Annotated in this window: 15 protein-coding genes; 10 read left to right on the top strand and 5 right to left on the bottom strand. The window is 56.1% G+C overall.

What is annotated here, in order from left to right; genetic code table 11:
- Window positions 1-492: 492 nt before the first annotated feature.
- The 5 genes from AruPA_RS20495 (at window position 493) to AruPA_RS20475 (ending at window position 4,210) form a co-directional block, all read left to right on the top strand.
- On the top strand, window positions 493-1,218 hold the full coding sequence (locus AruPA_RS20495) for an ArsR family transcriptional regulator (RefSeq protein ID WP_265638601.1): 726 nt from the start codon (window positions 493-495) through the stop codon (window positions 1,216-1,218).
- A gap of 40 nt (window positions 1,219-1,258) precedes the next feature.
- Window positions 1,259-1,519, top strand: coding sequence for a DUF4160 domain-containing protein (locus tag AruPA_RS20490; protein ID WP_265638600.1), 261 nt, complete (start codon window positions 1,259-1,261; stop codon window positions 1,517-1,519).
- A complete protein-coding gene (locus AruPA_RS20485) occupies window positions 1,474-1,806 on the top strand; it encodes a DUF2442 domain-containing protein (protein WP_265638599.1) in 333 nt (110 codons plus the stop codon). Before AruPA_RS20490 ends, AruPA_RS20485 begins: the two co-directional genes overlap by 46 nt.
- A gap of 151 nt (window positions 1,807-1,957) precedes the next feature.
- Window positions 1,958-2,935 carry a methyltransferase domain-containing protein gene (locus AruPA_RS20480; RefSeq protein ID WP_265638598.1) on the top strand — a complete coding sequence of 326 codons (978 nt, stop codon included), beginning with the start codon at window positions 1,958-1,960 and terminating at the stop codon, window positions 2,933-2,935.
- Window positions 2,936-3,244: 309 nt separating this feature from the next.
- Window positions 3,245-4,210: a hypothetical protein gene (locus tag AruPA_RS20475; protein ID WP_265638597.1), complete on the top strand. Its 966-nt coding sequence runs from the start codon at window positions 3,245-3,247 to the stop codon at window positions 4,208-4,210.
- Between the two features lie 136 nt (window positions 4,211-4,346).
- On the opposite strand, the gene AruPA_RS20470 is transcribed toward AruPA_RS20475, so the two are convergent.
- From AruPA_RS20470 to AruPA_RS20460, 3 genes are all read right to left on the bottom strand, one after another.
- The gene (locus AruPA_RS20470) at window positions 4,347-5,570 is read right to left on the bottom strand and encodes a glycosyltransferase family 4 protein (RefSeq protein WP_265638596.1); all 1,224 of its coding nucleotides are present in this window, start codon (window positions 5,568-5,570) and stop codon (window positions 4,347-4,349) included.
- A 445-nt stretch (window positions 5,571-6,015) separates the two neighbouring features.
- Window positions 6,016-6,555, bottom strand: coding sequence for a hypothetical protein (locus AruPA_RS20465; RefSeq protein WP_265638595.1), 540 nt, complete (start codon window positions 6,553-6,555; stop codon window positions 6,016-6,018).
- 233 nt (window positions 6,556-6,788) lie between these two features.
- Window positions 6,789-7,283, bottom strand: a complete 495-nt coding sequence (locus tag AruPA_RS20460) for a hypothetical protein (protein ID WP_265638594.1) — start codon at window positions 7,281-7,283, stop codon at window positions 6,789-6,791.
- Between the two features lie 889 nt (window positions 7,284-8,172).
- On the opposite strand from AruPA_RS20460, the gene AruPA_RS20455 reads away from it, so the two are divergent.
- From AruPA_RS20455 to AruPA_RS20435, 5 genes are all read left to right on the top strand, one after another.
- The gene (locus tag AruPA_RS20455; RefSeq protein WP_265638593.1) at window positions 8,173-8,898 is read left to right on the top strand and encodes an ArsR family transcriptional regulator; all 726 of its coding nucleotides are present in this window, start codon (window positions 8,173-8,175) and stop codon (window positions 8,896-8,898) included.
- Window positions 8,895-9,077, top strand: coding sequence for a hypothetical protein (locus AruPA_RS20450; RefSeq protein ID WP_265638592.1), 183 nt, complete (start codon window positions 8,895-8,897; stop codon window positions 9,075-9,077). Before AruPA_RS20455 ends, AruPA_RS20450 begins: the two co-directional genes overlap by 4 nt.
- Window positions 9,074-9,364 (top strand): type II toxin-antitoxin system RelE/ParE family toxin, encoded by a 291-nt coding sequence (locus AruPA_RS20445; RefSeq protein WP_265638591.1) that lies wholly within the window; start codon window positions 9,074-9,076, stop codon window positions 9,362-9,364. The genes AruPA_RS20450 and AruPA_RS20445 overlap by 4 nt, the downstream gene beginning before the upstream one ends.
- A 188-nt stretch (window positions 9,365-9,552) precedes the next feature.
- Window positions 9,553-10,209: a methyltransferase domain-containing protein gene (locus tag AruPA_RS20440; protein ID WP_265638590.1), complete on the top strand. Its 657-nt coding sequence runs from the start codon at window positions 9,553-9,555 to the stop codon at window positions 10,207-10,209.
- Window positions 10,209-11,111, top strand: a complete 903-nt coding sequence (locus AruPA_RS20435; protein WP_265638589.1) for a glycosyltransferase — start codon at window positions 10,209-10,211, stop codon at window positions 11,109-11,111. The genes AruPA_RS20440 and AruPA_RS20435 overlap by 1 nt, the downstream gene beginning before the upstream one ends.
- Window positions 11,112-11,413: 302 nt before the next feature.
- Here AruPA_RS20435 and AruPA_RS20430 read toward each other — a convergent pair whose 3' ends face one another.
- On the bottom strand, window positions 11,414-11,989 hold the full coding sequence (locus AruPA_RS20430; protein WP_265638588.1) for a hypothetical protein: 576 nt from the start codon (window positions 11,987-11,989) through the stop codon (window positions 11,414-11,416).
- A 163-nt stretch (window positions 11,990-12,152) separates the two neighbouring features.
- A complete protein-coding gene (locus AruPA_RS20425; protein ID WP_265638587.1) occupies window positions 12,153-12,611 on the bottom strand; it encodes a hypothetical protein in 459 nt (152 codons plus the stop codon).
- Between the last annotated feature and the right edge of the window lie 596 nt (window positions 12,612-13,207).

Raw genomic sequence — 13,207 nt, 5'->3', positions numbered from 1 at the left:
AATCCGGCAAAGGCACTAGTGCCAAACACCCGACAAGGGCGCACTTACACAAACCTTCTGGTTTGTGCGCGGCCAAGGGTGAACCATTAGCGATCCCTGTTGGTGTAGCCGTTTGTGGTGCCGCCTGATCGGTCGGGTTTGGCCCCTACCCTTCCCGGATCCTCTTCCAATGCCGCTTTGCTCTTCTCTCCGTTGCCCGTGACTTGATGGCGCGGGTCGAGCGCAGCGCGGGAGACCCGTAGGGCGCGAAGCGTCCGCGCCGGGCACGGACCTCGCCACAACGTGGCCCCCCTCCGGGGCCACCGATTATGGGTAAAACGCAGCGCGATTTTCCGTCTTTCTGATCTATTCTTTTTTTAGGTTAGGATACCGCCGGAAGGTCGCGGGGAAAAAACGAGGAATTCCGCGACGTTGCGCGCGAGAATCGCTTGACAATAGTTGGCTACTGGCCAACTTTAGTTGGCTACTGGCCAACTATCAGGAGTCGGGCCCATGGCTGTATCGGTCGCTGAATTACGTCGCCGGGGATATTCCGATGACGATATCCGTCTGGCCCAAACCGTGCAGGACGCCAACCGACGCGCCGGAGCGCCCGCTCGCACACTAGCCGAAGTCCTGGCCGGCCAAGCAGCCCGACCGCGCACCTCTGCCCCTGTTGAGGATCTGACGGCTCGCCAACTCCGGCGTCGCGGCAGCTACGGACAAGCCGCCCTGCTCGCAGATCAGGCCGCCCTCGCAGAGAAGGACCCGGACAGAGCCGAGAAAGCCCGCTATCATGCCAGCGGATTGAAGGCGCTGGCGGAAAGGCCAGTTCAGCTAGAGTTCGATTTTTTCGGAGGCGGCAACGTGAGCCTGGGTCATCAATACATCGACGCCGTGCAGGCCCGCCTGATGGCAACTAAAGCCACCCCGGCAGAGCGTAATGCAGCCCTCGCTACGCTGCTTCTCATTACCCGACATCTCGGATGGCAGGACTATAACTGCACCAAGACAGCGGCCGATCTTGCCGAAATGCAGGGGGCAGATAAAGGCGATATGGCCCGTACGCTTGCTCTACTTGAACAAACCGGCGCGATCAGCCGGGTGAAGCGGGGCCGCACCAAGATCATCACCGTGACGCCGGAAGGCGCGTTTCGGGGGGACGTGAACCGCCATGCCGAGGCGGTAAACCGCTACAAGGGCGAGGTCGTTCCGCTTCGACCCGTTCCCGCTGAATGACCTCTGATGACCTGGGCAAAATCGCGCACGGGATGGCTTAGTGCCGACGATCAGCCTGTTCTACGGCGTGCTGATCCAGATGTTTTGGCACGATCACCCGCCGCCTCACTTCCACGCCCGTTACGCCGGGTTCAAGGCACAGATCGACATCCAGACCCTCGACATCATCGAGGGGCACCTGCCCCGCACGGCGCTCGCGCTGGTACGGGAATGGGGTGAGCAACACCGCGCCGAGTTGATGGAGAATTGGACCCTATGTGCGCAGAATCAGTCGCCTCAGAAAATTTTGCCGCTGCCCTGATCCCGCCGATCGAGGCGAGCGCCCCCGATGACGTGCGCGACGTGATCCCCTTGCCGGGCTACCGTCTCGCTGTGCGGTTTCATGACGGTACGGCGGGGACTGTCGATATGGCGGCGATGATCACGGCACCGACTGCCGGTGTCTTTGCCCGGCTGCGTGATCCGAATGAGTTCGCGAGGGTTCACGTCCTCTATGGCGTGGTCACATGGCCAGGTGAGATCGATCTGGCCCCCGATGCGATGCACGATGCCCTTGCGGCGACCGGTGAGTGGGTCCTAGCCGCATGACGAAGCCCTCTGGCAAGTATTCATCGCCGCCTGGCGCGGGCCTGGCCGACCGCTTTGATCAGTCCCCGCACGTCCGCGACTACCTCCCTCGCCCGGCCCCGCTGCCTGGACTACGCCAAGACTTCACCGTGACTTCCTCCCGCTTTCCATAATGCCAAATTCTGAGACAACCGGCCCTGTCAGCCCTTCGGAATCAGGCGATCAGCTCAATCGCCACGGCTACGTCTGCCCGATCGATCACGGGCGTCTGATCGAAGCGGCCGATCACTTCGTCTGCTCGGTGTGCCGGACCGAATTCCCGGTGATTTCTGGGGTTCCGATCCTGATCAATGACGCCAACAGCGTGTTCAGGATTGCCGATTATAACACCCCCACCAGCTATGGCGGGGCGAGCGACTACGGCGGGTCGATGGATAAAACATCCGGATTCCGGCGGGTATACCGCGCTTTCGCGCATCGATTGGCAGAAGCGCCGATCTACGGCGGCGACGAGTTTGATCCTCTCCCGGCAATCCAGACAACAATAAAAAACCCTAGGGTCCTGGTGCTTGGCGCCGGCGATCGGCGCCGCAACTTCAACGCCATTCTGACTGACGTCGCACGATCGCCGCACGTCGATTGCGTGTGCGACGCTCACGACATCCCCTTCCCCGATGGATCATTCGATGCCGTGTTCGCCGAATCGATTTTGGAACATGTGTGCGATCCGCAGCGGTGCGCCGATGAAATTCGGCGGGTACTGACCGACGACGGCTACGTGTTTGCCAATACACCTTTCCTACAGCCGGTGCACATGGGGGCTTATGATTTTACGCGCTTCACCAGGCTCGGGCACCGACGGCTGTTCCGGTATTTCGACGAGGTAGCGAGCGGCATGTCCGGGGGACCGGCCTATACGGCGACCCACCTGACAAGGAACTTGATTACCAACCTCTCGGATCAACCAAAAACACGACGCTACCTGAAACTGGCCGCCTTGCTGGCCAGCTTTCCCCTTCGCTATCTAGACCCGTTGCTTTCACGGACTGAAAGCGCAAATAATGCTGCCTGTGGTTTCTACTTCCTCGGTCGCAAGCGGTCATCACCGATCCAGGACCGGGACATCATCGACTTGTTTCGCGGTGCATAGATCGTATCCGTTCTTAACAATCAGAAATATTCACGAATATGTTATGGGATAATATAAAGTGACCAAACAAAAGATAAAATCATTGGAAGTTAAATATAAGATTGGCGAGTCATTTTTTCCAAGCCCTTATTATGATCAAACTATATCTAGCTTAGATTTATCTGAAGATAAGAACACTTTATTTATAGAAACAACAGACAACCGGTCTTTTGAAATAAAATTGACAAAATCAATAATAATAAAAAATTTAAAATAATAATGATATTGTTTTGATAAACATTAATTTTTTATGTTTAAGGTGCCAATAATATGTTAAGTAATTTTCGTTTTATTCTAACTCGCCGGAACCTTTATCCAAAATTTGGTTTCATGCACATACCAAAATGTGGCGGTACGCAGTTAATGACGGAGATCGAAGCGTTCTTACGACCGCTGCAACGGGTAGAGGGATGGGATTTGTCTCAAACCGGCGAAATCATTCCAGATCACTCGATAAATCTTGAAATCATACAGAAGTGGGGGCGCGTTGGAGGCATTTTCGCATCTCCGGATGCAATACCTGCCTCAGGAGATATGATTGCGGGACATTTTGCCTACTCCACGCTGCGAACGCGATATCCGTCCATCAAAATTATGACGATTTTACGCGAACCGCGATCGCGCGTTTTGTCCCATTGGTTTTACCTCAGAGACTACGCGGACAAGGTTTTGGATGATTATGGCAATTGGGGACCTTATCTTGCAATCGCAAGGGAGCCGCTTGGTATCTTTCTGTCTACACCATCTATTGCTTGCCTTACAGATAACGTCATCACACGATTGCTGTTATGGCCGCATGAATTGATCCCGAATAGCGGTTTCATTGATGAAAGCGCCGATCCAGTGCTCTTGACCCTGGCTCTCGCTCGTCTTGCCGAACTCGACTTTGTGGACATTCTTGAAAACGTTGCCATGCGATCGCGTTTATTCGCCTGGCTTCACAATACCTGGGGGCTGACGTTTTGGAGCAAGCTCGAACGCCGCCTGAATGGGCCGCCGCGTAGAAATTCGAACGAGGCGAAACCCCCGTTGTTCGGCGAGCACAGGCCGATGGCCACGGAACTTGCTAATGGTGCGGCGGAACTGTTGTTAACCCGCTCACGGCTCGATTCGGTGCTTTGGCGTCATATTGCGCAAACCCTACCAAATGGGGAGAAATTTCTGGCGCGAGAGCAATCTTATTATGACACTACCCGCAATCGTTACGATGAGTTACTCCTATTACCATCTATCTGAATGTCCGTATTTCACGATTTCCAGGCATAAGTTTTCTGAACAAAAATCTGCGCGGTGTACCTTTCATAAAATAATAGTCATAAAACAAAACTGCTAGAATATTGTGTGAGGAATGGCTCCTAGAATAAGATTTGTTTTATTGAACGGCATCATCACGCCTATTTCTTGATTTCTGTTTAATACTAGGTAAATAGACTCGCAAGTTTTTCGTCGTTTCTGCCCAGCCTGTCTTGGTTTCCGGCAATGCGGACAATTTTTCATAAGTTTGCTGAAAACAATTAACCATCTGATCAACAAGGAACATCTGCTCAGTTCTGGCGCGTGCATTTTGTCCGAGTTCCTTGCGGTACGACCGATCTGCAATAAGCTTCTGGAGTGCGGCCGCTAGTGCAGGCGGATCATTCGGAGGGACCAGTAGACCTGTTTTTCCATCCGTAATTACCTCAGAAATACCTCCGACGGTTGTTGCTACGCTGGGTATGGAAAAATATCCGGCCTCAACTAGCACCAAGGGGGTCGCGTCTTTACGAGACGCGAGCACGAAAACGTCTGTGGCTTCATAAATAAGAGGCATGTCGGGCCGATAACCCAGGAAATGCACACGAGCCTGCAAACCAATCTCGGCAGCGAGACGTTCCAACGTTTCCCGCTCTGGTCCATCGCCGACAATCAGGAGATGCACCTCGCTACCCGGATCCAGCATCGAAGTTGCACGTATCAATACATCATGACCTTTACGTGAAATCAGAGAACCCGCGGTTGAAAGTACTATGGCATCTTCCGGTAACCCCAAGACTTGGCGCAAAGCGGGTGCACCACTGGATCTGAGTCGGGACGTGTCGATACCATTGTATATGACATGAGTGCGTGAAACCGGCATTCCGTCAGTTAGGAAATTGGTGATCACTTGGCGTGAAACTCCGACCACCAACGTCGATTGATGCAGCAGACAGACGTATCTGCCTCGTCGCAAATAATCAATATGAAGGTGGGCCAACAGCGGCCGGCGGGTCGTTCGTGCCACCGGCAGTAACCATTGGTTGGGCGCTGCGCTATTGGCATGAATCACCTTGACGTCGTGACGGCGCACTAGGCTGATGCCCTCGCGTACAAAAGACAGATAGCGACGGGGGCTGAACCGTGGCGAACTATAATCAAAATAGTACTCGAAATCCGTACGATATGTGGTGATCCCTGCTCTGCGTCCAGCGTCTTCCATCAGCTTACCGTTGCACCATAGAATCGGCTGGATGCGAGCTGGATCAAGATTAGTCATAAGATCGAGCAGAATTTGCTCGCTACCCCGAAACCACGGATCGCCGTAGTGCGTGAAAAGGACTTTTATTGGGTTTTTTTCCATTTTATGTTACCTATACATGTTAAAATATTATTTTTAGGACTTGATTTGCCTCCAGCCTGCAAGGTGGTTTTCTTGGTACGGAAGTTCGGTGATTGGGCATATCTTAGAGGCTATCTTGAAATCAAACCGCCGCGACGCGGGTCAGCGCTTTTTGCGGCGGTACCGGTGAGTTGGACAGGTTCCGGGGAGAATGAGCCGTGCCTATCCGGTTAACCCAGACACCCCCTACAGGTAGTGGCTGATTCTCGCTGGGACCGGTAAAATGGCCCAGATTTAGTAGGTGTCTGGGTTAACCGGATAGGCACGGAATGAGCTAAGAGCTAATCGGGCCAGGGGCTTCCCCGCCCAAAACCTATGATCAATAAGATTGTCTGCCCTTAATGCTCAAACCCTAATTTAGGACCATGATAAAATCGATTGTCCGAATACGGTCGATTCCGGTCAGCTAATCCAACAGCACATCACCCGCCAGCCAGCGCACCAGACGTCCCCTGATACCCGGAAGGGCCTTAGCCTGCCGGATGACGGCCTCGGCCTTGTCTACTCGCTGTAGGATTTCCAGAGTTCGCTTCTGGGCCTCGGTGACCGCAAGCTGGGCCTTCTCACGTTCAGCCACTTGTCCCCTCATGGCGGCATCCCGTTCAGCCCGTAGAGCCTGCATGTGCCGCTCGGTCGCCTCGATCTCACCCCGCAGCTTCTCCGCATCGAGTTCAACAGCCTCGATGCGTTTCCGGGCCGCGTCCAGTTCATCAACTGCCGTCGATGCTTCATCGGTCTCCGGATCATTGGCTCCTCCCGCTCGACGTAGGGCTGCGCGGGGCTCCAGCGGATCATCATCACGGGTCATCAAACCAACTGCTTGTTTCAGCAAAGGGTGGGCCTGCTCGGGAGCCAGCAGTAAGATTTGTTTGATACCGCGTTCGGCCAAAACCGCCCGATGTCGGGCTGCGCGCTCACGATTCCCATCTCGGCTGTTCTTGGCCATGATTAGTCATGGCATAGAAACCTTAAAAATCCCATGACTAATCATGGCTTACCGTGATTAGTCATGGCTGGCACGAGGCAGGAGAGACAATCTTGAGCCGGAACGGTGATGGCTCTGCAAAATCGGGAATCCCTCGGTCAGCGTGTCCAACGCTTATCACGATTTTCGCACTGAGTTGCGCAGCAACTCGTAAGTGCGCACTTTGTGATTCGCACTAGTGCTGTTTGCCATCCTCACCCGCCCTCTGGTCCGATGATTCTGGCGTGCCAATCGCGGGTCAATTCATCGATCCAGAGTTCGACCAGATCGGCATCGTCGGCGATCCAGGTGCCGGCGAGTTTGTCATAGAACCACCCCTCGTCCTTCATCGCGTTGCGGATGTGGGCGGGCGGCTTGGTGGGGAAGATCAACCGACACGGTAGGGAGATCGCAGGTCTTGGCGCCGATCGCCGCTCTGCGGGCCTTTGGGGCGTCTCTGGCGGGGCGGGCGGCTTCCTCCCACCCAAATGCAGGGGCGACACCATGGCGGCCTCCTGGCGCTTCCTGCCGGGCCGCTGCGCCGGATCGATCTCCCCCGCCCGCTGCTTGAACGGTTCAACCGCCGCGGCGAACGCCGCACGGTCCTCCTCCCTGATCCAGAGGTTCATCTGAACCAGGCCAAGCTCGGCCCGGCGCTCCCGGAGCGAGGTCATCGAGTGCTTGCCCATGCCGGCGAGCATACCCCGCATTTTCCGAAAATGGCACTAGTGCCGCGATTGCACCCCAAGGGGTGCAGAAATGCCGGGCAGCGAAAGATGAGACAGGGCAGGGGGCAAGCGGCGGAGAAGGCCGGGCGGCCCGCCGATTCTGGGCCTTCAGGGGGGCCCCGGGGCGGGGTCATCCGCTTTCATGTTCGGGTGCTCCATGGGTGCAATGGTCTACTAACTTCAGCTTTCTCTCAGATACGACAGATATATGGCAGATCATTGTCAGATGTACGACACTTACTGCGTCAGATATCTGTCAGATATAGGACATACGTATGACAGATACCGGCCGATAATCGACTGATAGGGACCATTTCGCGGTCCAAAACCTCCCATGTCGGGCAAAAACGACAGGTTCTGAATGACCAAGGCACAGTTGTGGACAATCCGGCAAAGGCACTAGTGCCAAACACCCGACAAGGGCGCACTTACACAAACCTTCTGGTTTGTGCGCGGCCAAGGGTGAACCATTAGCGATCCCTGTTGGTGTAGCCGTTTGTGGTGCCGCCTGATCGGTCGGGTTTGGCCCCTACTCTTCCCGGATCCTCTTCCAATGCCGCTTTGCTCCTCTCTCCGTTGCCCGTGACTTGGTGGCGCGGGTCGAGCGCAGCGCGGGAGACCCGTAGGGCGCGAAGCGTCCGCGCCGGGCACGGACCCTGCCACAACGCGGCCCGTGAGGGCCGCCGATTATGGGTAAAACGCAAAGCGGGTTTCTGCCTCTTTTTCCTAATTCTTTTTAGGTTAGGATACCGCCGGAAGGTCGATGGAAAAAACCTATGGTTTTCCTGCCGTTCAGAGCGGAAACACCTTGACAATAGTTGCTCACCAAGCAACGAATGTTGCTCACGGAGCAACTATTCGGAGTCGCGTCATGGCCGTTTCTACCCTCGAATTGCGCCGTCGTGGTTATGATGATCAGGATATCGCACTCGCTCAGGCAACGCAGGACGCCCAGCGTCGGGCCGGTGCGCCATATCGCACCATCCCCGAAATCCTGGCCGGGAAGCGTGCACGTCCGCGCCCAGCCGCAGCCCCGGAAGATCTGACCGCCCGCCAGCTCGGGCGACGTGGGCGGCTTGGGCAAGCGGCCCTGCTAGCTGATCAGGCCGCCCTCGCAGAAACAGACCCGGACAGGGCGATGCAGGTGCGCTATCATGCCAGCGGATTGAAAGCCCTGGCCCGCAAGCCAGTTCAGTTAGAGTTCGATTTTTTCGGAGGCGGTAACGTGAGCCTAGGCCATCAGTTCATCGACGCCATCCAGGGTCGGCTGCTCCAAACCAAGGCAACGCCTGCTGAAAGGGCAACGGCCTTAGCCACCCTGACGATGATCGTTCGTCACCTCGGCTGGCAGTCGTACTCATGCGAAAAAACAGCAGCAGACCTTTGCGAACTGTTGGGTTTTGAGCCTGCACCAATGGCACGAACCCTTGCCCTTCTTGAACAGATTGGCGCCATCACCCGCGCCAAACGGGGCCGGACCAAAGTCATTACGATCAACCCCGAGGGGGCGTTTCGGGGCGATGTGAACCGCCACGCGGAAGCCGTCGATCGCTACCGTGCCGAAGTCGTCCAGCTTCGCCCGGAGCCCGCCGCATGATCCAAGCAGCCCACCAGCTCGATCCCGAGACTGAAGCCGAGCGTCGGTTGCTCGAAGCCGCCGTTGCCGAGGCGCGGGCTGACCCCCGCTATGTCACCCATGAAGATATGCGCGCGTGGCTGCTCAAGCTGTCTCAGGGTGAGTTCGATGCCCCGCTCCCGGAATTGCGCACCCCGTGATCGTCCGCTGGCTGGCGTCTGCCAGGGGCGATATCAATCACATTGCCACGCGGATCGCCGAAGAAAATCCACGCGCGGCAACCCGGATCGCGCGGGAACTGCTGCTCGCCGGCGACAGTCTGGCGCTATTTCCACAGCGGGGCCGCGTAGGTCTGGCGATCGGCACGCGCGAACTGGTGACGGTATGGCCTTACCTGATCATCTACGAAGTCGATCCCGACGCAGACATGGTGCGCATCCTCCGCGTTTGGCATGGCGCGCAAGACCGTTTCGGGGGCATTCCGTGATCGCCCCGGACCTCTCCCTCAAGTATTCGCGGGCACCTGACCCGCGTCTGGCGGGGTGTCTTGACCAGTCCCCGCGCGCCCATGACTACCGCCCCGGTCCGCCCGCGCTGGCGGGACTACGCCGCGACTTCACCGTGACTGCCGGCCGCTTTCCATAATCCATAATTCTGAGACAAGGGTATTTTAAATTGCTTGAGAAATTACGTCGAGAAATCAGCACAAAGGCGGCTAGCAACTCTAGCGTAAAGACGATCGTCTCCGGCGCAGCCCGAGCCATCGGTTACGATCTGAGACACCTAATCCGTGTGGTCTATCAGGATGAATGTCTACGTTGGATCAATGAACTTGGACCACAAAGTTTAGACGTACTGGAGATTTCGGCCGGTGCGGCGTGGCGGGATATTCCGTTCAAATCGTTCACGGAAATGAATTACCCTGATTATGATATCTGCAAAGACAAGCTCGACCGGCAATTCGATTTGGTGATTGCCGATCAGGTGTTCGAGCATTTGCTGTGGCCCTATCGGGCCGGCCGAAATGTTTTCGATATGGTGAAACCAGGCGGCTACTTCATGGTTATGACCCCGTTCATGATCCGCATCCATGATGTGCCGGTCGATTGCAGCCGCTGGACCGAGACAGGGATGCGGTATTTTCTGGCGGAATGCGGCTTTGAGCTTGAGACTATCAAAACCGGGGCATGGGGCAACCGGGATTCGTTGAAAGCAAATCTGGTCACTTGGGCGCGGGTTGGCTGGCGCAAGAGTTTTCCAAACGAGCCCGCCTATCCGCAGTCGATCTGGGCAATGGCGCGCAAGCCGCTTGCGCTAGGTGACGGACACTGATGGCGACGTTGGACTTCGATATTGCTGTGTTCGCGGTCAATGAAGCCGCGACGATCGGGGCCTGTATACAATCGATCGATCGAGCATGCGCGGGTCGCGATGCTCATATTTCGGTGTTGTTGAACGGCACGACCGATCACTCCGTCGAGATTTTGAAGGCATTGCGGCTGTCTCATGCCGCGATGACGGTTTACCGGTTTCCGGTGGCTGACAAGGCCAACGCGATCAACCATTATTTGTATGAATTACGCCGGAACGCCCGAGTTCATATCGGCATTGATGCGTACACCACGATCGGTGAGGGGTCCTTTCGGGCAATTGCTGATGCGTTCGATGCCGACCAGCATGCGTTGATTGCATCGGCATTGCCGGTGAGCGGACGATCCGCGACGGTGGTTGCCGCCAATACGATGAAGGGCGGCTTAATCAACGGCCAATGCTATGGCCTGCGGCCGGCTTTTGTCGATCGATTGGTTGAAGCGGGCTATCGATTGCCGTTGCAGCTTTATCGGGGCGATCCTTTGTTGGGTTCTATGGCGGCGCATGATCTCGATGCGTTGAATAAGCCTTGGGATAATACGCGTCTTATCGGCGTTAAGGGTGCCAGTTTCGCGCTCACGCCGCTGTCGATTTTCAAATGGCGCGATATTCGGCGGCAGTATAACCGGGAAATCCGACAGGCGCGGGGACGGATGGAGAATGCGGCAATCAAGTCGATCATCTATACTGATGGTTACGGAGCCTTGCCAGAGAATGCGAACCATATGATCAAAGACTGGTTAAATACAAACCAACCATCAATACGCTCGATACGAGAAAAGTATTTTACAAGGCTTGCCGTTCGCCAACTATCAATTTCAAAAAACATTCAAGCAGAGATGCCATCTATTTTAGCTATTTAGTATTATCAGAATCGTCCCATACTGACCCATCAAGAAACTGTTTTCTTGTAAGTTTTTCTTTTTGATGATTTTTTCTAAAAATGAATCTAAAAATATTTATTATGAATTTCACTTCGTCTTCTCCTTTGCTACTAGTTTTCCAGATACAACCTTTTGAATTCTCTATGGTAACCGATAGGCTGGCACAGCAATGAGAATTTATCCTAAAACCATGCTCAATAAATTTTCCCGTTCTCAACACCAAAAACCTAGGTTTTGGGCAGAGCAAAATCGCCTGCTCAAATACGGTCGATTCCGGCCAGCTAATCGGGTAGCACGTCACCCGCCAGCCAGCGCACCAACCGCCCCTTGATGCCGGGCAAGGCTTTTGCCTGCCGGATAGCTGCTTCTGCTTTCTCTGCCCGCTCTGTCGCCTCTGTGGCTTGCCCTTGCGCTGCTCGCGCAAGCATGGAGGCTTCCTGAGCTTCTAAGGCGGTTACCCGCGCCTTCTCCCGTTCCCCCGCCTCTGCTGCCCTGGCGGCGTCCCTCTCGGCTTCCAGCACCTGCCTATGGCGCTCGACCGCCTCGGCCATGATGATCCTTCTGGCTTCCGCTTGACGCTCGATCTCGGCAATCCGTTTCCGTGCGGCCTCCAACTCGCCACTCGATGTCGGCGATGCCTCGCCGGGCTCCGGTTCATTCGTCCCGCCAGCTCGACGTAGGGCCGCTCGGGGCTCCAAGGGATCATCGTCGCGGGTCATTAGACCAGCGGCCTGACGGATCAGGGGATGGGCACTCTCGGGGGCGAGCACCTGAACAGGTCGAATACCGCGTTCCGCAAGCGCCTCGTAGTAGCGCTTTTTCCGGCTCTGATTTCCCTCTCGGCTGTTCTTTGCCATGCCATAGTATGGCTCATAAGCCATTCCATGTCATGGCAAAACCATACCATGGCATGGTTATCCAGGCCGTGGTCACCGTCTCCAAATGGTTCTTCCCGCACTGAGTTGCGCAGCAACTCGTAAGTGCGCACTTCGTGATTCGCACTAGTGCTGTTTGCCGTCCTCACCCGCCCGCTGGTCCGATGATTCTGGCGTGCCAATCGCTGGTCAATTCCTCGATCCAGAGTTCGACCAGATCGGCATCGTCGGCGGTCCAGGTGCCGGCGAGTTTGTCATAGAACCACCCCTCGTCCTTCATCGCGTTGCGGATGTGGGCCGGCGGCTTGGTGGGGAAGATCAGCCGACACGGTAGGGCGATCGCCGGTCTTGGTGCCGATCGCCGGTCTGCGGGCCTCTGGGGCATCTCTTGCGGGGTTGGCGGCTTCCGCCGCTCCAAATGCAGGGACGACGCCCTGGCGGCCTCCTGGCGCTTCCTGCCGGGACGCTGCGCGGGGTCCAGTTCCCCGGCACGCTGCTTGAACGGTTCAACCACCGCGGCGAACGCCGCCCGGTCCTCCTCCCTGATCCAGAGGTTCATCTGCACCAAACCAAGCTCGGCCCGGCGCTCCCGTAGCGAGGTCATCGAGTGCTTGCTCATGCCGGCGAGCATACCCCGCATTTTCCGAAAATGGCACTAGTGCCGCATTTCTGCACCCCTTGGGGTGCAGAAATGCGGGGCAGAGAGAGATGGGACAGGGCAGGGGGCAAGCGGCGGAGAAGGACGGGCGGCCCGCCGATTCTGGGCCTTCAGGGGGTCACCGGGGCAGGATCATCCGCTTTCATGTTCGGGTGCTCCATGGGTGCAATGGTCTGCTAACTTCAGCTTTCTCTCAGATACGACAGATGTATGGCAGATCATTGTCAGATGTACGACACTTACTGCGTCATATATCTGTCAGATGTAGGACATACGTATGACAGATACCGGCCGATAATCGACTGATAGGGACCGTTTCGCGGTCCAAAACCTCCCATGTCGGGCAAAAACGACAGGTTCTGAATGACCAAGGCACAGTTGTGGATAATCCGGCAAAGGCACTAGTGCCAAACACCCGACAAGGGCGCACTTACACAAACCTTCTGGTTTGTGCGCGGCCAAGGGTGAACCATTAGCGATCCCTGTTGGTGTAGCCGTTTGTGGTGCCGCCTGATCGGTCGGGGTTGGCCCCTACCCTTCCC

Source organism: Acidiphilium sp. PA, assembly GCF_026191915.1.
Lineage (GTDB): Bacteria > Pseudomonadota > Alphaproteobacteria > Acetobacterales > Acetobacteraceae > Acidiphilium.
Note: the sequence above shows the minus strand (reverse complement) of the source record. Positions and strands in the feature narration are given on the sequence as shown.